Raw genomic sequence first — 19,500 nt, 5'->3', positions numbered from 1 at the left:
TCCGAGGGCACAGAAGATCGCGCCAACAAATCCTGGGATCAAACACCTAAACGTGCTGGCCGCCATTGATGTGTATTTCGCTGCCCGACACGTAGGACGAGGCGTCGGCGCACAGAAAATAGATGGTTTCCGCGACTTCCTCGGTGGATCCCAGCCGGCGCAACGGGATGTTCTCGACGATCTTCTCCGTCCCCGGCGACAGGATCGCCGTCTCGATCTCTCCCGGCGCAATCGCATTGACGCGGATGCCGTGCGGGCCGAAATCGGCGGCCATCTCACGCGTCAACGATGCCAGCGCCGCCTTCGATGTCGCATAGGCGGTGCCGGCGAAGGGGTGGACCCGGGATCCGGCGATGGACGTGACATTGACGACCGAGCCCTTAGCCGCCGCGAGTTCCTTGAACAGGCCGCGCGCCAGCAGGATGGGCGCGAAGAAATTCACCTGGAAGACATCGCGCCAGATGTGCATCGGCGTTTCCACGGAGTTGAGACGGGCGCCTTCGGCCGTTTTCGGCGAAATGCCGGCATTGTTGACCAGCGCATGCAACTGGCCGCCTTCCTTGTCCAGCCGGTGGCGGATCTCGGCGACCGCGCTGCCGACATCCTCGGGATCGGACAGGTCGATCTTGATGTGATCTTCCGGGCCTGCCGGCCAGGGACAGTTCTCCGCAAAATCCTGCCGCGAGCAGGTGATCACGCGCCAGCCGTCGGCGGAAAACCGCTTGACGGTTGCATGGCCGATGCCGCGGCTTGCACCGGTCAAAACCAAAGTCTTGCGGCTGGGCTGATCGCTCATGTCAGTTCTCCGGGAGGCAATGCCATTGATCCCCTATGTAACGCACAAGGCCCGCGATAGCGAGGGCCGGATCGGAAATCGGCTCCCCTGATTGCCGGTCCGCAGCGCTCCTGTTAGAGCAAGTCCATGAAGTGGAACCTGCCAGACCTTCCCGTCAGCGAAGCCGTGCCGGCCTTGATGGAGGCGCTTGAGAAGCACGTATCCGCCGTGCTTGCCGCGCCGCCCGGAGCCGGCAAGACAACGCTGGTTCCGCTGCATCTTCTGTCGGCACCCTGGCGCGGCGACGGCAAGATCATCGTGCTGGAGCCACGGCGCCTGGCGGCACGGGCAAGCGCGCGCCAGATGGCACGGCTGATCGGCGAAGAGGTGGGCGGCACGGTCGGCTACAGGACGCGGCTGGACACAAGGGTTTCAGGCAAAACGCGCATCGAGGTCCTGACAGAGGGCATCTTTACCCGGATGATCCTCGCCGCGCCGGACCTGCCGGGCGTGGCGGCCGTGCTGTTCGACGAATTCCACGAGCGATCGCTCGATGCCGATTTCGGCCTTGCGCTGGCCCTCGATGTCCAGTCGGCCTTGCGCGAGGAGCTGCGCATTCTCGTCATGTCGGCAACATTGGACGTGACGCGCGTGTCGGCGCTGATGGACGATGCGCCCGTCATCGAAAGCACCGGCCGCGCCTATCCGGTGGATGTCCGCTACCAGGAACGCCGCCCCGGCGAGCGGACCGAAGAGGCGGTGCGGCGTATCATCGTGGAAGCGCTGGAAAATGAAAGCGGCTCGATCCTCGCCTTTCTGCCCGGTCAGCGGGAAATCCGCCGCACGGCGGAACTGCTTGAAGAAACAGGTACGGCCAAGGCGATCATCGCGCCGCTCTTCGGTGATCTCAGCGGCAGGGAACAGGACGCGGCGATCCGCCCGCCGGAGCCGGGCACGCGCAAGGTCGTGCTGTCGACGGCGATTGCGGAGACCTCGATCACCATCGACGGGGTGCGTATCGTCATCGACAGCGGCCAGCAGCGCCTGCCGGTTTTCGAACCTTCCACCGGCATCACCAGGCTCGAGACGGTCCGGGTTTCCCGCGCCTCCGCCGATCAGCGCGCCGGTCGCGCAGGACGCACGGAGCCGGGTGTCGCCGTCCGGCTGTGGCGGGCAGAGCAGACAACGGCCCTGCCTGCCTTCACACCGCCGCAGATCCTTGCGAGCGACCTCGGCAATCTCCTGCTTGATTGCGCCGCCTGGGGCGTGGCGGATCCGGCAAGCCTGCGCTTCATCGACCCGCCGCCGGCGCCGGCTGTCAACGAGGCACGCACGCTGTTGCAGTCGCTGGGCGCGCTGGATACGGACGGCCGGCTGACAAAAGGCGGTGAGACCATGCGCGGGCTGGGCCTTCCCGTGCGCTCGGCGGCGATTGTCGTTGCCGCGGCCGAGAAGAACATGGCGGCGGAGGCGGCCGAGCTTGCGGTGCTGATGAGCGAACAGGGGCTGGGCGGACCATCGATCGATCTCGATGAACGCTGGCAACGGTTTCGCGGCGACCGCAGCAAGCGGGCGCAAAGTGCTCGGGCATTGGCGCGGCGGATTGCCGGAACAGCGGGCGCAACGAATTCAGGAAAAGCGGCACAGGGTCCGCCTCCGGCGGTCGGGCCGCTGCTTCTGGCAGGATTCGCCGATCGCGTGGCGCGTTCACGCGGCTCATCGGACGGCAAGACGCGATTCGGCCTCGCAAATGGCCGCGGCGCGTTTGTCGATGACCACGTCAATCTCGCGCGCGAAGCATTTGTCGTTATTCCGGATCTCACCGGCCAGGCGGCCTCGCAACGCATTCTCTCGGCCGCACGGATCGACGCCGAGACGATTGAATCGGCGCTCGGCAAACAGATTGTCGAAACCGACGAGGTTTCCTTCGACCGCAAGACGCGCGGCGTCAAGGCACGGCGGCGGCGACGCCTGGGCGAACTTGTGCTCGAAGAGCGGCCGTTGCCCGATGCCTCGCAAGAGGCCGTGTGCGACGCACTCGTCTCGGGGCTGCGCCTGGCCGGCATCGACGCCCTGCCCTGGACTGCCGCAGCAAGGCAATTGCGCGACCGGCTCGCCTGGCTGCGCCGCCATGTCGGAGATCCCTGGCCGGATGTCTCGGACAACGCGTTGCTTGCTTCAGCGGACGTCTGGTTTGCGCCCTTCGTGACCGGCGTCACAAGCTTTTCCCGGATCGAACCCGCAAGCGTGACGAATGGCCTGACGGCGCTGGTCCCTTTCGAACTGCACCGGGAGCTCGACCGTCTGGCCCCGACCCATTTCGAAACGCCCGCCGGTTCGAAACTGCCGATCCGCTATGACGGGGAAGAACCGGTTCTGGCCGTGCGCGTGCAGGAGCTTTTCGGCGTGACGCAACATCCGTCACTGGCCGGCGGCAGGGTGCCGCTCCTGCTCGAACTTCTGTCCCCGGCACAGCGCCCGATCCAGACAACGCGCGACCTGCCCGGTTTCTGGAAAGGCTCCTGGGCGGATGTGCGCGCCGATATGCGGGGGCGCTATCCGAAGCACCCCTGGCCGCAGGACCCGGCATCTGCCGAGGCGACCCGACGTGTCAAACATCCACGCAAGCGATAAGATCGCAGCGAAGAAAACATGCAGGCCACCATGAGCTATACCGACTATCCGGCAGAGACCCGCCACGCCAGTCATTTGCGGATGCGCACACTCATCCGCCTGCGCACGCTGGCGATCATCGGTCAGAGCGTAACCGTTCTCGGCGTCGCATACGGCTTCGGGTTTCCACTGCCGGTCGCCTCGTGCTTCCTGCTGATTGCCTGCCTGGCGCTGCTCAACATCGCGCTGCGCATCAGATATCCCGCGACACATCGTCTCAGCCCGGCGACATCGACCCTCGTCCTCGGCCTCGACATCCTGCAGCTCTTCGGCCTGTTGTTCATCACCGGCGGCCTTGCCAATCCATTCTCGGTGCTGATCTGCGTTCCTGTCATCGTCGCTTCCGCCTCGCTGCCGGTGCGCAACATCGTCGTGCTTGGGATCACGGCGGTGGCTGCTGTGACGGTGCTCGCCTTCTACCACCGGCCCTTGCCCTGGTATCCGGGCGAGAGCTTCGAAGCGCCGCTCGTGCTGATCGTCGGCAACTGGATTGCAATCGTGTCGACGGCCGCCTTCGCCGCGTTTTATGCCTACCGGGTCTCCGCCGAGGCCGAAGAGCTTGCCGACGCGCTGATGGCGACGGAGTTCACGCTGCAGCGCGAGCAGCACCTGTCGGCGCTCGACGGTCTTGCCGCCGCCGCCGCGCATGAGCTCGGCACCCCGCTGGCGACCATCACCGTCGTCGCCAGGGAGATGGAACGGGCGCTGGGCGACGACGAGCGCTTCGGCGAAGACGTGCAATTGCTGCGTTCGCAAAGCGAGCGCTGCCGGGACATCATGCGCCGGCTCGCGACGCTCTCCTCGTCCGATGAGGAACTTATGAGCCGGCTACCCCTGTCTTCACTCGTCGAAGAAGTGATCGCGCCGCACCGGGAATTCGGCGTCGAGATCAAGGTGGCGCGAAAGACCGGACCGGAGGGCGAGCCGGTCGGCCAGCGCAATGCGGGCATTATTCACGGCCTCGGGAATCTGCTGGAAAACGCCGTCGATTTTGCCAGATCCACAGTCGAGGTCGAAAGCGAATGCGATGCCGATCATGTGATTATCCGCATCTGCGACGACGGGCCGGGGTTTCCACAGGACGTTTTGTCGCGGATCGGCGATCCCTTTGTCAGCCAGCGTGGCCATTCGAACGAGCCGAGCGCCGGAGGGCTCGGCCTTGGCCTGTTCATCGCCAAGACGCTTCTGGAGCGGTCTGGGGCGACGCTGGAGTTCGCCAATCGCGAGAGCGGAAAAGGTGCGTCGGTGACGGTTTCCTGGCCGAGGCCGGCCATGGAGCGGACAGAGGGTTGATCCTCGGCGATATTGGCTTTTTTTGGCGAGGGCCTTATGTGGTAGCGTGATTTGAGTTGAGGAATCGCTCTGCCATGAATACGCAACCGGGAAATAACGACAATAACGAGCTGATCGGCGAAGAAGCGACGCTGCTGATCGTCGACGACGACGGGCCGTTCCTGCGCCGCATCGGCCGTGCCATGGAAAGCCGGGGATTTACCGTTGAACTCGCCGAATCCGTTGCCGCCGGCCGTGCCGTGATCAAATCCGATCCGCCCAAATATGCGGTCGTGGACTTGCGCCTGAGTGACGGCAACGGCCTGGAGCTGATCGAGGAGATCCGCGCAGCGCGCGAGGACACGCGCATCGTGATGCTGACCGGCTACGGCAATATCGCGACCGCGGTCAATGCCGTGAAACTCGGTGCCATAGACTATCTCGCCAAACCCGCCGACGCCGACGACGTGTTCGCGGCTCTGACCCGAAAACCGGGTGAAAAGGTCGAGCCGCCGGAAAATCCGATGTCGGCCGACCGGGTCCGCTGGGAACATATCCAGCGCGTCTACGAGATGTGCGACCGCAATGTCTCCGAAACCGCGCGCCGGCTCAACATGCACCGGCGCACGCTGCAGCGCATCCTGGCAAAACGGGCACCGCGGTAAGGTAGAAGAAGAGGCGTCGGCCTATCTGGCCTCGCCTTCGGTCTGCTGATAGGCCAACTGCTCGGCGATGAGCAGCCGGTCGGCGCCGATGCGCGCGAAGCGGAGCGTCAAGGCCTTGCGGGTCGCCGGCGCCAGCTTGTGCAGCGGCGCGTCGCGCACGATCTCCGCGCCATAGCCGTCCGACAGGATCATGCCGCAATCCTGCGGAAAGATGTCCAACGGAACGCCGGGATGGGTTGCAAAGAACAGCCGGTCGCAATGGCTGCGGTAATCCGGCCACTTGCTGTCCGCCCGCAGATCCTCGATCGAGGATTTGATTTCGACAATCCAGAACTCGCCTTTTTCCGAAAGGGCGATCAGATCGGCGCGCCTGCCGCTTGCCAGACCAAGCTCCGGCAACACGGAATGCTTCAGTTCGCCGAAGAGCCGCTGGACGCCGCGCCGCACGAGCAAGGCGCGCTCCGACTGACGACCGTCGACGAGACTCGGTTCCGGATGGGGTGACACGATCGGCATTGTCCAATACGCCTTGCGGATGTTCTTTTAATGTTCTGCGCGCAGGCTGACATGGCGGCGACGCCTTTTCAAGCCCGCAAAGCCGTTGCAGGAATGCCATATTCGCCCGGCAAGTGCACGCTCACGAAATATTTACATGCCACCAGACCTTGAATTGGCGAGTGTAATAAAAAATAAACCATAGTGTAAAAAATTGCGGCGTGGACATTCCGGCGATTCGGACCGCAGAGGGGCAAGCATGAAATTTCGCAGAACTTTATCTGGATTGGGTCTGGCCGCCGTGCTGGCGCTGTCGGGCTGCGTCAGCGGCGGGCCGGAAATATCGCGGCAGATATATACAAGTGAATATGGCGCGGTTAAGGACGGCGGCTACAATATCCCCGCCGTGCCGATCGACCGGGTTCCGAAAAAGTACCATCGCCAGATCGTTTCCTATTTCACCAAGGAAAAACCCGGGACCATCATCGTCAACACCAAGCAGCGGCACCTCTATTTCATCCTGCCCGGCAACAAGGCGGTGCGTTACGGCATCGGCGTCGGGCGTGCCGGTTTCGCCTGGGAAGGCGAGGCCTATGTCAAATGGAAGCAGCCCTGGCCGCGCTGGCATCCGCCGAAAGAGATGATCGCCCGCGAGCCGCGGCTGAAGAAATACGCCAATGGCGGGCAGGATCCGGGGCTGAGCAATCCGCTGGGTGCGCGGGCGCTGTACCTGTTCGACAAGAATGGCAAGGACACGCTGTACCGTCTGCACGGCTCGCCGGAATGGAAATCCATAGGCACGGCGGCCTCATCCGGCTGTATCCGGCTGATGAATCAGGATGTCATCGACCTTTACTCCCGCGTAAAGCCGGGCAAGGACGCCAAGGTTGTCGTAATCCAGTAGCAAGTGGCACTGATTGAACAAAAAACCGCCCGGTTCCTGCCGGGCGGTTTTTGTTTGCGGCTATCTTTTTCAGCCTGCGGCCTCAACCGCCCGCTTCGCCATGACCTTGACCAGATTCGCGCGATATTCGGACGAACCGTGGAGATCGGAAAGCATGTCCGACGGATCGACCGAAGCGCCGTCCAGCGCGCCGCCGGAGAAACTGGCGCTCAGCGCCGATTCCATGTTGGAGGCCCGGAACACACCGTCACTCCCGGCGCCCGTGACACCAACACGAACGCCGCCGCCACTCTTGGCGACGAAAACACCGGCCATCGCATAACGCGAAGCCGGGTTCGGGAACTTCTGATAGGCAGCTTTCTCGGGCGCGTCGAAGCTGACGGCCGTTATGATCTCGCCGTCGTTCAGCGCGGTCTCGAACATGCCGGTGAAGAAATCATCCGCACCGATCTGCCGGCTGTTGGTGTGAATGGTCGCATTGAGCGCCACCATGGCCGCCGGATAATCGGCCGCTGGATCGTTGTTGGCGATGGACCCGCCGATGGTGCCCATATTGCGCACATGCGGATCGCCGATATTCGACGCAAGGTCGGCAAGCGCCGGGCAGGCACTGCGGACCTCGGCCGAATTCGCGACATCCGCATGGGTGGTGCCGGCACCGATGGTGACCGTGCTTCCGGCAACCGAGATGCCCTTCAGATCGGCGATATGACGCAGATCGACGACATCGCTCGGCGCGGCAAGGCGCTGCTTCATCGTCGGGATGAGCGTCTGCCCGCCGGCAAGAAGCTTGCCGTCGTCGGCGCCGGAGATCAGGCTTGCGGCTTCTTCGACAGAGGAAGCACGATGGTAGGTCGTTTTGTACATGTCAGTGTCCTTTCCTCTTCGAACTCAACGATTGATCGCCGCCCACACCGTCTGCGGCGTCGCGGGCATGGTCAGGTCGTTGTTGCCGATGGCGTCCGTGATGGCGTTGATCACCGCCGGCGGTGAGCCGATCGCTCCGGCTTCGCCACAGCCCTTCATGCCCAACGGGTTGGACGGGCATTCCGTCTTGGTGGTCGAGACATCAATGGAGGGAATATCGTCGGCCCGCGGCATGGTGTAGTCCATGTAGCTGGCGGTCAGCAGCTGGCCCGATTCCGCATCGTAGGCGCAGCCCTCGAGCATTGCCTGGCCGATCCCCTGAACGACACCGCCATGGACCTGGCCTTCGACGATCATCGGGTTGATGATGGTGCCGAAATCGTCGGAAGCAACGAACTGGACGACCTCCGTCACGCCGGTGTCCGGATCGATTTCCACCTCGCAGATGTAGCAACCGGCCGGGAAAGTGAAGTTCGCCGGGTCGAAGAAGGCGGTTTCCTTGAGGCCCGGCTCCATGCCCTCCGGCAGATTGTGTGCCGTATAGGCTGCCAGCGCCATCTGGAACCAGGGAAGCGTCTTGTCGGTTCCGGCGACCTTCAGCTCGCCGCTGTCGATTTCAATATCGGCCTCGTCGGCCTCCATGAGATGGGCGGCGATCTTCTTGGCCTTGGCCTCGACCTTGTCGAGGGCCACGGAGATCGCCGACATGCCGACGGCACCGGAGCGGGAGCCGTAAGTCCCCATGCCCATCTGCACCTTGTCGGTATCGCCATGGACAATCGAGACGGTATCGATGCCAACGCCGAGCCGATCGGCGACCAGTTGCGCGAAGGTTGTCTCGTGGCCCTGACCGTGGCTGTGCGAGCCGGTCAGAACCTCGATCGTGCCGACCGCATTGACCCGGACCTCGGCCGATTCCCAAAGGCCGACACCGGCGCCCAGCGCGCCGACCGCCTGGGACGGCGCGATGCCGCAGGCCTCGATGTAGCAGCTCATGCCGATGCCGCGCAGCTTGCCGCGTCCCGCCGCTTCCGCCTTGCGGGCGGCAAAGCCGCTGTAATCGGCAGCCTGCATGGCCGCATCGAGCGAAGCGCCGAAATCGCCGGCATCATAGGCCATGATGACCGGGGTCTGATGCGGGAACTCGGTGACGAAGTTCTTGCGCCGCAGTTCCGCCGGGCTCACGCCCAGTTCGCGCGCCGCCGTCTCCATGACCCGCTCGATCAGGTAGCATGCCTCGGGCCGGCCGGCGCCGCGATAGGCATCGACCGGTGCGGTGTTGGTGTAGACCGTGCGCACGTTGGCGTGAATGTTGGCGATGTTGTACTGGCCCGAAAGCAACGTCGCGTAGAGATAGGTCGGAACCGACGAAGAGAACAGCGACATATAGGCGCCGAGATTGGCGATGGTGTCGACCTTCAGCGCGGTGATGCGGTTTTCCGAATCGAAGCCGATCTTGACGTTGGAGATATGGTCCCGCCCATGGGCGTCGCACAGGAAGGATTCGGTCCTGTCGGCGACCCATTTCACCGGAACGCCGGTGCGTCTGGACGCCCAGAGACAGACAACTTCTTCCGGATAGATGAAAATCTTGGACCCGAAGCCGCCGCCGACATCCGGCGCGATCACCCGAAGCTTGTTCTCCGGCGCGACATTGTAGAACGCGCTCATCACCAGCCGGGCGACATGCGGGTTCTGCGAGGTCGTCCAACAGGTGTAATGATCCTCCGCCTCGTCATAGAGGCCGAGCGCGGCGCGCGGCTCCATGGCGTTGGGGATCAGCCGGTTGTTGACAATGTCCATCTCGGTGACATGCGCCGCACTTGCCAGCGCCGCGTCGGTTGCCGTGGATTCACCGATCTCCCAGTCGTAGATCAGATTGTTCGCGGCCTCATCATGGATCTGCGGCGCGCCGTCCGCCATTGCCGCCTCGATGTCGGTCGCCGACGGCAGTTCCTCGTAATCGACCTGAACCGCTTCGGCGCCTTCGCGTGCCTGCGCCTTGGTGTCGGCCACGACGATCGCGACCGCATCGCCGACATAGCGGACCTTGTCGTCGGCCAACGGACGCCATGCACCCATATTCATGGGCGAGCCGTCCTTGGAGTGGATCATCCAGCCGCAGATCAGATTGCCGATCCCGTCTTCCGTAAGCTGCTTGCCATCGAGCACGTCGATGACGCCGGGCACGGCCAGCGCCGCGTCCTTGTTGATTCCCGTGATCTTCGCATGGGCATGCGGGCTGCGCACGAACATCGCATGCTTCATGCCCGGCACGACCATATCGTCGGTGTAACGGCCCTTGCCGGTGATGAAACGCTTGTCTTCCTTGCGCGCGATCCTTGCGCCAATTCCTTCAGCACCCATTGGTGATTCCTCCGTTCAGCGGGCGTTGCCGGACCCGACCGATGCGCTCCTCCGCGCAAACCCGGGAACACTGTCCCGAAAGCCGGCCGGCCGCTCCGCGTAAAATTGACCTATTCGGCTGCCTGCTGCGCGCCGCCCATCTCTTGAGCGGCGGCCAGGATTGCCTTGACGATGTTGTGGTAACCGGTGCAGCGGCAGATATTGCCTTCCAGTTCCTCGCGCACGGTCTTCTCGTCGAGCGACGCGCCGTGGCGATTGATCATCTCGGTTGCCGCCATGATCATGCCCGGCGTGCAGAAACCGCATTGCAGGCCATGATTTTCGTGAAAGGCTTTTTGAACAGGGTGCAATTCGCCGCCGGAAGCAAGGCCCTCGATCGTCTTGACGTCGGACCCATTGGCCTGAGCGGCAAGCATCGTGCAGGACTTCACCGCATCGCCGTCGACGTGAACGACGCATGCGCCGCACTGCGACGTGTCGCAGCCGACATGTGTGCCGGTCAGCCCCAGATTGTTGCGCAGAAACTCAACCAGCAGCGTTCGGTCCTCGGCCTCGCCGCTGACCGCGCGACCGTTAACAGTCATCGATATGCTTGCCATTTAACTCCTCCCAGATACGCTCTGACATTGGTACATATGCCAGCGGATTTTTAATTCCATTGATTGGGCCGCCATCGGTGAAATTTGGACGCCGGACCGGTACGCAATTTTGCGATACGGTCGGAAAATGCCGCCGCACCGTTTTTAATTCGTCTAATTCAATGGAGCCAGCACAGCTACAATGTGTCAAGCCTGAACAGGATAGCCGGTTCGAAAAAGTCGACCGGACAGTCGTCTATTCGACTAAAGCACAATCCGTCAGATGCAGCGCCCGCCATCCACTTCCATCGCGACACCCGTGACCATGGATGCTTCGTCCGAACACAGGTAGCAGGCGGCATTGCCCATGTCCTCGGGCGTCGAGAAGCGGCCGATCGGGATGGTCGACAGGAATTTGGCGCGCATCTCGGGCGTATCCTCGCCAAGGAAACTCTTCAGCAGCGGCGTTTCTCCGGCCACCGGGCAGATGGCGTTGACGCGGATACCGTGCGGCGCGAGCTCGACCGCCATGGTCTTCGATGCCGTGATCATCCAGCCCTTGGAGGCATTGTACCAGTTCAGGTTCGGCCGCGGGCTGACACCGGCCGTCGACGCGACGTTGAGGATCGCACCGCCGCCGCGCTGCTTCATCCCCGGAACGATGGACCGGGCCGTCAGGTAAACGGATTTCGCATTGACGGCGAGCACACGGTCGAATTCCTCTTCGGTGACCTCTTCCAGAGGCGTCGGAAGATGGGTGACGCCGGCATTGTTGACCAGAATGTCGACCTTGCCGAATGCCGTAAGCGCCGCGTCCGCCATGGCTTCGACGCTGATCGAATCCGAAACGTCGACCGTGTGGGCAATGGCAGCGTCGCCCGTCGAGGCGGCGAATTCGGCGGCGGCGTCCGCATTGATGTCGGCCACCATGACACGGGCGCCCTCGGCAACAAATTTGCTGACGATACCGGCTCCGAACCCGGATGCGCCACCGGTGACGATGGCCGCTTTGCCTTCCAATCTCATTGCTCTTACCTCCGAAATTCCATTCGCGATATCAGCCGTGATGCGCGGCAACGGTTTTCAGAACCGAGAAGCCGTATAGCGCCTCGAAGCCCTTCTCCCGGCCGTGACCGGATTTCCCGATGCCGCCGAAAGGCAGTTCTACACCGCCGCCGGCGCCGTAATTGTTGATGAAAACCTGTCCGGTATGGATGGCCTTGGCAAGGCGCATCTGACGGCCCCCGTCGCGGGTCCAGACGCCTGCAACCAGGCCGTAATCGGTGCCGTTGGCAATGGCGACGGCCTCCTCTTCGTCCTCGAAGGGGATGACGACCTGAACCGGTCCGAAAATCTCGTCCTGCGCCAGGGCGTGGCCGGACGAAACGCCGGCTATAAGCGCCGGCGCGACATAGTGGCCGCCGGCAGGCGCATCCGGAACAATGTTGCCGCTCGCCGCGATTGCCAGATCATCCCGACGGGCAAGATCCAGAAAGCCGGAAACGATCTCCTTCTGGCGGGCGGAGATCAGCGGCCCGACATCGAGATCGTCGGCGGCCGGTCCGACGCGCAGATTGCCGTAGCGCTCAGCCATGCGGCCGACGACCTCCTCATGGACATTGCGGTGCACGAGGATACGTGAAGAGGCCGAACAGGTCTGGCCGGCGTTCTGGATGCCGGCATTGACGAGGAACGGCAGCGCCTTGTCGATATCGGCATCATCGAAGACGAGCTGGGGCGACTTGCCGCCAAGTTCCAGCGTGACGGGAACCACATTCGCGGCAGCGGCGGCCTGAACCAGCGATCCGACACCGACCGATCCGGTAAAGGAAATGTGGTTTATGCCCGGATGTGCGGACAGCGCCGCCCCGGCCTCTTCGCCGAGCCCCGGAACGACGTTGAGCGCGCCTTCCGGCAGGCCCGATTCCCGTGCGATATTCGCGAAGGCGAGCGCCGTCAGACACGCCTCCTCAGCCGGTTTCAGCACGGCGGCATTGCCCATGGCAAGCGCCCCGCCGACCGAGCGGCCGATGATCTGCATGGGATAGTTCCACGGCACGATATGTCCGGTAACGCCATGCGGCTCGCGCAACGTATAGACCGTATAGCCGTCGAGATAGGGGATCGTCTGGCCGTGAACCTTGTCGGCCGCGCCGCCATAGAACTCCAGGTAACGCGCCAACGCAACCGCATCATTGCGGGCCTGTGTCAGCGGCTTGCCGACATCGGCGGCCTCCAGTTCTGCAAGCAGATCGACATTGTCCAGAACCGCCTGGCCCATCCGGGTCAGAACGCGGCCGCGCTCAAGCGCTGTGAGCGCGCCCCAGGCGCCCTGCAAGGCCGAGCGGGCCGCGGCAACCGCGGCATCGATATCGGCGGCCTCGCCGCGTGCGATCTGCCCGACGGTTTCTCCGGTTGAGGGATTTTCCAGCGCCAGCGTGCGCCCGCCGGACGGGGCGATCCATTCGCCATTGATGAATATCTTCGCCGGATCGAAACCCAGCCTGTCGCCCAGATTCATGATGAAGCTCCCAAACCGCTTGCCGCCGCGCGCGCCTCGCGGGCCTTCAGCGCCTCGTCGAGAACCGGTGTCGCCGCCAGCAGTTCCTTCGTGTAGGGATGCCGCGGATTGCGGAAAACGTCCTCAGTGAGGCCTTCTTCGACCACCTTGCCGGATTTCATGACCAGAACCCGGTCGGTGATGGCGCGCACCACCGAAAGATCGTGCGATATGAACAGATACGAAATGGCCAGCCGGTCCGAAAGATCGGCGAGGAGATCGAGAATCTGCGCCCGTATCGAGACATCCAGCGCAGAAACCGCCTCGTCAAGCACGATCAGCGACGGTTCGATGATCAGCGCCCGGGCGATGGCGATGCGCTGGCGCTGCCCGCCGGAAAATTCGTGGATATATTTGTGCGCATCGGACGGCTGCAGGCCGACATTGACCAGCGCCTCGTTGATGCGCCTGTGCCGCTCTTCGCGATCGGGCTGTTCGTCGAGCAGGAAGAACGGTTCGGCGATCAGCCGGTCGACGCGATGACGCGGGTTGAACGAGCTGTAGGGATCCTGGAAAACAACCTGCACGCGGCGGCGCATGTCACGGTCCGGGCCGTGGCCATGGGTCGAGAAAACGCCGCCATCCAGTTTGATTTCCCCGGACTGAACCGGGTCCAGGGCCAGGATGGCGCGGGTCAGTGTCGATTTTCCACAGCCGCTTTCGCCGACCAGCCCGACATTCTCGCCCCGCCCTATGGCCAGCGATACGTGGTCGACGGCACGGAAATGACCCGGCGCGGAAAAGAGCGAGCGGCGCGGCAACGGGTAGTCGCGCACGACACCGGAGACCTCGATCACCGGCTTGCCGCGGCCCGGCACATTGACCGGGTTGCGCGAGGGCACATGGTTCGACGCCTCGAACAGCGATCGCGTATAGGGGTGCTTCATTTCGCGGAACAATGTCACCGTATCGCCGGCTTCGACGACCTCACCGTCCTTCATGATGGCGATGTGATCGGCCATGTCGGCAACGACCGCGAGATCATGGGTGATCAGGATCATCCCCATCCCATCCTCGTCGACGAGCTTTTTCAGAAGCTTGAGGATCTGCGCCTGCGTGGTCACGTCCAGCGCGGTCGTCGGCTCGTCGGCGATCAGCAGTTTGGGCCGCAACGCGATGGCCATGGCAATGACCACGCGCTGGCGCTGGCCGCCGGACAGGTCGTGCGGATAGCGGTCGAGCGGAAAACGGTCCTCCGGCAGGCCGACGCGGTTCAGCGCCTCGCGGGCAATGCGTCGCGCCTCGCGCCGCGACTTGCCCGAATGCACGAGGATCGTCTCGGCCACCTGGTCACCGATCGTCTGCACCGGGTTTAGCGCCGTCATCGGCTCCTGGAAAACCATGCCGATCTCGTTGCCGCGCAGGGCGCACATGTCTTTCTCGCTGAAGGTCTCGAGCGCCTTTCCGCCGAGGCGAACCGCGCCGTTCCATTCGGTGCCGACCGGAAGCAACTGCATGATCGCCATGGCGGTCATGGATTTTCCCGATCCCGATTCGCCGACGACGCCCAGGACCTCGCCCGCATCGACGCCGAGGCCGACGTCGCGTAGGATCGGCGTTCCCTTGATCGACACGTTCAGCTTTTCAATCTCCAGCAAGGCCATCAGCGCGCCCGCCTGAGCTTCGGATCGAAAATGTCGCGCAGCCCGTCGCCCATCAGGTTGAGCCCGAGAACGGTGAAAACGATGGCAAGGCCCGGAAAGATCGCCAGATGCGGTGCGATATAGATCATCGTCTGGGCCTCGGACAGCATGCGCCCCCAGCTCGGCAGCGGCGGCTGCGTGCCGAGACCCACATAGGCAAGGCCCGCCTCGGCGAGGATGCCAAGGGAGAACTGGATCGTACCCTGGACGATCAGGAGATTGGTGATGTTCGGCAGGATGTGCTCGGCGGAAATAAGCGTGCGGCCCTTTCCGGCAACCCTTGCGGCAAGCACATAGTCGCGCTGCCAGAGCGACAGAGCCGCGCCGCGCGACAGCCGCGCGAACACCGGGATGTTGAAAATGCCGATGGCGATGATCGCATTGACCGCGCTCGGCCCGAAAACGGCGGTGATCATGATCGCCATCAGGAGCGCCGGGAAGGCGAAGACAAGATCGTTGGCGCGCATGACGATCTCGTCGAGCAGCGTGCCGTGCCTGGCCGCCGCGAGCAGGCCCAGCGGCACACCAATCACGATGCCGATGCCGACGGCGATGAGGGCGACGGCGATGGAGACCCGCGCGCCGATCATGACCATGGAAAAGATGTCGCGGCCGAAAGCGTCGGTCCCGAACCAGTGTGTGGCGGACGGTGTCTTCAGCTTGTTGGCAATCTCAAGCTGGGTCACGTCATAGGGCGTCCAGACAAAGGAGAGCAGCGCGGCGAACAGGAAGACAAGCGTCAGAACCAGGCCGATCATGAAGCTCGGCGTGCGCAGGGCCGCAAGCACCACGCCCATGCGCAGGGACGGCTCGACATTCATATCGGTCATGCCCGCGCCCTCCGCAATCTCGGATCGACGATCGCGTAGGTCACGTCGACGATGAAGGTGACGAGGATGACCGCGAAGACGAGAAGGAAGATGACGCTCTTGACGACGATGAGGTCGCGCTGGGTGATGCTCTGGAAAACCAGCCGGCCGAGGCCGGGCAGGAAGAACACGTTTTCGATGATAATGGCGCCGGCCAGCAGGAAGGAAAACTGCAGGCCGATGATGGTCAGGACCGGAATGAGCGCGTTGCGCAGCGCATGGCGCCAGAGCGCCTGACGCCGGGTCAGCCCCTTGGCCCTCGCGGTGCGAACAAAATCCTCGCCCAGCGTGTCGAGCAGCGAGGAGCGCATGACCCGCGCCAGGATGGAGGCCTGTGGCAGGGCAAGCGCGATGGCCGGCAGAGTCAGCGCCTTCATGCAGGCGAAGAACCCGGCCTCCCAGCCGGGGAAGCCGCCGGCGGAGAACCAGCGCAGCGTGATCGAGAACAGCAGCACCAGCAGCATGGCGAACCAGAAATTCGGAACCGCGACGCCAAGCTGGGTGACACCCATGATCGAGACGTCCGTCGGTGAATTGCGCCTCGCGGCCGCAATCACGCCGACCGGAAACGCGATCGCGGTCGAAAGCATCAGGGCGTAGACAGACAGCGGCATCGACACCCAGAAACGGTCGGCTATGAGCTCGCTGACAGGGACCTTGTAGGTGTAGCTGATGCCGAACTCGCCCTGTACGAGGCCGGTGATCCACTGCCAGTAACGCATCGGCGCGGGCGCGTTCAGCCCAAGGCTGTCGCGAAGCGCCGCGACGGTTTCAGGAGATGCGTTCAGCCCCAGCATGAAGGAGGCCGGATCGCCCGGAACCACCTCGATTACGAAAAAGATGACCAGGCTCGCAGCCATGAGACTGATGGTCAGCGAGACCAGCCTTTTGATCATATAGGGGAGCATGGAACCGGTTCGAAATCGTTGCCGCGGAAAGGGAGCCGCTTTGCGGCTCCCTCAGCTTTATCAGTCTTCCCAGTAGACTGCGGTCATGTCGGCTGCCTGGGTCGGAGCATTTTCCCAGACTCCCTGCAGCTTGGCGTTGACGACGCCGGTGTTGGCAAGCTGGAAGAGATAGCCGTTGACATAGTCGTCGGCGATCTTCTTCTGGGCCTGCTTGACCAGCCGGTCACGCTCTTCCGGGTCGGCCGTGTTGTTGAGATCCTCGATGATCTTCTGGAATTCCGGATTGTCATACTGGAAGTAATAGTCCGGACGGGCATAGATGCCGATATCGAACGGCTCGGTGTGGGAGACGATGGTCAGGCCGTAGTCCTTGCCCTTGAAGACCTGCTCCAGCCACTGCGCCCATTCCAGGTTGCTGATCTCGGTCTCGATGCCGATATCGCGCAGTTGCGAGGCGATGATCTCGCCGCCACGGCGCGCATAGGATGGCGGCGGCAGCTTCAGCGTTGTCTTGAAACCGTCCGGATGGCCGGCCTCGGCAAGCAGCGCCTTGGCTTTTTCCGGGTCGTAGTTCGACTGTGCCGTCAGGTCGAGATAGGACGGGTGGTGCGGCGCGAAATGCGTGCCGATGGGCGTTCCGTAGCCGAACATGGCACCGTCGATGATCGCCTGCCGGTCGATGGCATGGGCGATCGCCTCACGCACCTTGGGATTGTCCAGCGGCGGCATCTTGTTGTTGGTCGACAGGATGGTTTCGCCTTCCGTGGAACCGGCAATCACCCGGAAGCGCGGGTCGGCAGCAAATTGCGGCAGGTTCTCCGGCGCCGGGAACGGCATGAAGGCATCGACATCGCCGGCCATGACGGCGGCAAAGGCCGCGTTCGGGTCGGAGATGAACTTGAATGTCACCTTTTCGAGTTTCGCCGGCTCGCCCCAGTAGTCCGCATTGCGCTCAAGCTCGACCCGGTCGCCCTGGACCCAGTCCTTGAAGACGAAGGCGCCGGTTCCGACCGGATTGGTCGCATTGTTGGCGATGGTTTCGGGCGCGACGATCACGGCATCGCCCCAGGCCAGGTTGAACAGCATGCTGCCGTTCGGCTTGGACAGCATCACCTTGACGGTGTGCGGATCGACCACCTCGACCGATTCGATGTCCGCGTAAAGCGCCTTCTGGGCGTTGGTCGATTCTTCCGCGCCGATACGCTCCAGCGAGAACTTCACGTCATCTGCGGTCATGTCCGTTCCGTCATGGAACTTCACGCCCTTGCGCAGGTTGAAGGTATAGACCTTGCCATCGTCGGAAATCGACCAGGATTCGGCAAGTCCGGGATTGATGCTGCCGTCCGGGCCGAAGCGGGTCAGGCCCTCGAAAATGTTCGAATATGTGACCGTGTCGATGGCACCGGCGGCGCCGGATGTCGGGTCGAGGTTCGGCGGCTCGAGCTGCGCGCCGACCGTTATGTCGGTTTTCGCCGCAAACGCGGCCGGCGAAAGCGCGGTCGAAACCGCGAGGGCCCCCGCGAAAGCCAGCGCCTTGAAAGCTGATGTCATCTTTTTTCCTCCAGTTACGGTTCCCTGTTATTCTCCGAGACCATAGCTTTTCGCGCTGCGGCATATCAAGCGCCGAGCAAGTCCTTCAGCGACAGTGCCATGACCTTGGCCGAATCGATCATATCGTCGACGCCGACATATTCATCGGGCTGGTGCGCCAGATCCAATATGCCGGGCCCGTAGGCGATGCAATCCTTCAGCCGGCCGATGCGATCGATATGCTTCTGATCGTAGGTTCCCGGTGAAACGACATATTCGGGGCTCTTGTCGAGCACCTTCTCGATTGATTTCGATACCGAGCGCACGACCGGCGCGTTCTCGTCGGTCATGGTCGGGCTGACATGCCACAGCTCCTTGAGGTCATAGGAAAACCCCTCGCGCTCGGCGCTGACCTTTTCAAGAAGGTCGACGACTTCCCGACGCACGTCCTCGGGATCTTCCTCGATGATGTAGCGCCGGTCGACGACCATGCGGCAGGAATCGGGAACGCAGGCGGAGGGAAAGCCGGTAAAATCCGGCTCTGGCTCTGCCTGCCCGCCATGCATCGAATTGATATTCATCGTCGATTGGCGCGCGCCCTCGGGAACGACCGGCATCGCGGTGCGTTTCTCGGCCAGCGCCGGATACAGGCTGGTTTCGAATTCCCGCAGCACCGCGCCCATGTGACGCACCGCGCAATCACCCAGGAACGGCATGGAACCGTGGGCGATGTGGCCTCTGGTCTCGATCTCCGCCCACCAGACGCCGCGGTGACCGAGGCAGACCCGGTCCTTGTTCAGCGGCTCGGGGATGATGACATGCTGGACGCGCTGCGGGTCGAAGAAGCCTTTCTCCGCCAGATAGGCCACGCCGCCATAGCCGCCGGTCTCCTCATCGGCCGTGCCGGAAATCTCGATGGCGCCGGCGAAATCCGGATGGGTATCGATGAAGACCTCGGCGGCGATGATGGAGGCCGCCAGACCGCCTTTCATGTCACAGGAGCCGCGCCCGTAGATCTTGCCGTCGATCAGTTCACCGCCGAAAGGGTCCGTGGTCCAGCCGTGCCCGACCTCGACCACATCGATATGGGAGTTGAAATGCACACAGGCGCCCGTCATCCGGCCTTCGCGGCGGGCAACCACATTCCAGCGCGGATATTTGTCGCTGTCCCCCGGGGTTCCGAAGGCACGGACCATCTCGATGTCGAAACGGCGGGCGCGCAGCCTGGCGGCGAGATATTCGCAAATCTCCAGATAGGCCTCGCCGGGCGGATTGAGCGTCGGAATGCGGATAAGGTCCTGCGTCAGCGCGATCAGTTCATCGCGACGCGCCGCGATTTCATCCGTAAATGCCACCGCAGTGCCCGTCTCGCTCATGGTACGGTACCCCTACGC

General features: G+C 63.1%; 16 protein-coding genes. 4 read left to right on the top strand and 12 right to left on the bottom strand.

Annotated elements, in window-relative coordinates; all coding sequences use genetic code 11:
• Positions 1-46 precede the first annotated feature (46 nt).
• Positions 47-796 (bottom strand): SDR family NAD(P)-dependent oxidoreductase, encoded by a 750-nt coding sequence (locus OOZ53_RS23330; protein WP_271092170.1) that lies wholly within the window; start codon positions 794-796, stop codon positions 47-49.
• A 126-nt stretch (positions 797-922) separates the two neighbouring features.
• Between OOZ53_RS23330 and hrpB the strand changes: the two genes are divergently transcribed.
• The 3 genes from hrpB to OOZ53_RS23315 all read left to right on the top strand — a co-directional run bounded on the left by hrpB (position 923) and on the right by OOZ53_RS23315 (position 5,385).
• Positions 923-3,409 (top strand): ATP-dependent helicase HrpB, encoded by a 2,487-nt coding sequence (gene hrpB, locus OOZ53_RS23325; protein WP_271092169.1) that lies wholly within the window; start codon positions 923-925, stop codon positions 3,407-3,409.
• 18 nt (positions 3,410-3,427) lie between these two features.
• A complete protein-coding gene (locus OOZ53_RS23320) occupies positions 3,428-4,741 on the top strand; it encodes an ActS/PrrB/RegB family redox-sensitive histidine kinase (protein WP_271092168.1) in 1,314 nt (437 codons plus the stop codon).
• Between the two features lie 74 nt (positions 4,742-4,815).
• Positions 4,816-5,385: an ActR/PrrA/RegA family redox response regulator transcription factor gene (locus OOZ53_RS23315; RefSeq protein ID WP_271092167.1), complete on the top strand. Its 570-nt coding sequence runs from the start codon at positions 4,816-4,818 to the stop codon at positions 5,383-5,385.
• 21 nt (positions 5,386-5,406) lie between these two features.
• Here the strand turns inward: OOZ53_RS23315 and OOZ53_RS23310 are convergent, their stop codons facing one another.
• Positions 5,407-5,901, bottom strand: a complete 495-nt coding sequence (locus OOZ53_RS23310) for an MmcB family DNA repair protein (protein ID WP_271092166.1) — start codon at positions 5,899-5,901, stop codon at positions 5,407-5,409.
• Positions 5,902-6,139: 238 nt separating this feature from the next.
• Here OOZ53_RS23310 and OOZ53_RS23305 point away from each other — a divergent pair, with 238 nt between their 5' ends.
• Positions 6,140-6,784 carry a L,D-transpeptidase gene (locus OOZ53_RS23305; protein WP_271092165.1) on the top strand — a complete coding sequence of 215 codons (645 nt, stop codon included), beginning with the start codon at positions 6,140-6,142 and terminating at the stop codon, positions 6,782-6,784.
• A gap of 69 nt (positions 6,785-6,853) precedes the next feature.
• On the opposite strand, the gene OOZ53_RS23300 is transcribed toward OOZ53_RS23305, so the two are convergent.
• The 10 genes from OOZ53_RS23300 to OOZ53_RS23255 form a co-directional block, all read right to left on the bottom strand.
• Positions 6,854-7,651 carry an FAD binding domain-containing protein gene (locus OOZ53_RS23300; protein WP_271092164.1) on the bottom strand — a complete coding sequence of 266 codons (798 nt, stop codon included), beginning with the start codon at positions 7,649-7,651 and terminating at the stop codon, positions 6,854-6,856.
• A gap of 24 nt (positions 7,652-7,675) precedes the next feature.
• On the bottom strand, positions 7,676-10,018 hold the full coding sequence (locus OOZ53_RS23295) for a xanthine dehydrogenase family protein molybdopterin-binding subunit (protein WP_271092163.1): 2,343 nt from the start codon (positions 10,016-10,018) through the stop codon (positions 7,676-7,678).
• 110 nt (positions 10,019-10,128) lie between these two features.
• The gene (locus OOZ53_RS23290; protein ID WP_271092162.1) at positions 10,129-10,617 is read right to left on the bottom strand and encodes a (2Fe-2S)-binding protein; all 489 of its coding nucleotides are present in this window, start codon (positions 10,615-10,617) and stop codon (positions 10,129-10,131) included.
• A 258-nt stretch (positions 10,618-10,875) separates the two neighbouring features.
• Positions 10,876-11,622 carry an SDR family oxidoreductase gene (locus tag OOZ53_RS23285; protein ID WP_271092160.1) on the bottom strand — a complete coding sequence of 249 codons (747 nt, stop codon included), beginning with the start codon at positions 11,620-11,622 and terminating at the stop codon, positions 10,876-10,878.
• Between the two features lie 31 nt (positions 11,623-11,653).
• Complete coding sequence (locus OOZ53_RS23280) at positions 11,654-13,117, bottom strand: aldehyde dehydrogenase family protein (protein ID WP_271092159.1); 1,464 nt, start codon at positions 13,115-13,117, stop codon at positions 11,654-11,656.
• Entirely contained in the window at positions 13,114-14,760 is a 1,647-nt protein-coding gene (locus OOZ53_RS23275; protein WP_271092158.1) for an ABC transporter ATP-binding protein, read from the bottom strand. The genes OOZ53_RS23280 and OOZ53_RS23275 overlap by 4 nt, the downstream gene beginning before the upstream one ends.
• Positions 14,760-15,557, bottom strand: coding sequence for an ABC transporter permease (locus OOZ53_RS23270; protein ID WP_425499227.1), 798 nt, complete (start codon positions 15,555-15,557; stop codon positions 14,760-14,762). The genes OOZ53_RS23275 and OOZ53_RS23270 overlap by 1 nt, the downstream gene beginning before the upstream one ends.
• Positions 15,558-15,625: 68 nt before the next feature.
• Entirely contained in the window at positions 15,626-16,576 is a 951-nt protein-coding gene (locus OOZ53_RS23265; protein WP_271092157.1) for an ABC transporter permease, read from the bottom strand.
• Between the two features lie 60 nt (positions 16,577-16,636).
• Positions 16,637-18,127 (bottom strand): ABC transporter substrate-binding protein, encoded by a 1,491-nt coding sequence (locus OOZ53_RS23260; RefSeq protein ID WP_271092156.1) that lies wholly within the window; start codon positions 18,125-18,127, stop codon positions 16,637-16,639.
• Between the two features lie 65 nt (positions 18,128-18,192).
• Positions 18,193-19,482, bottom strand: coding sequence for an acetylornithine deacetylase/succinyl-diaminopimelate desuccinylase family protein (locus OOZ53_RS23255; RefSeq protein ID WP_271092155.1), 1,290 nt, complete (start codon positions 19,480-19,482; stop codon positions 18,193-18,195).
• Between the last annotated feature and the right edge of the window lie 18 nt (positions 19,483-19,500).

This window comes from Allohoeflea poritis (assembly GCF_027889715.1).
Classification (GTDB): domain Bacteria; phylum Pseudomonadota; class Alphaproteobacteria; order Rhizobiales; family Rhizobiaceae; genus Hoeflea_A; species Hoeflea_A poritis.
The sequence above is the reverse complement of the archived record's forward strand: the minus strand, read 5'-3'. Positions and strand labels throughout refer to the sequence as shown.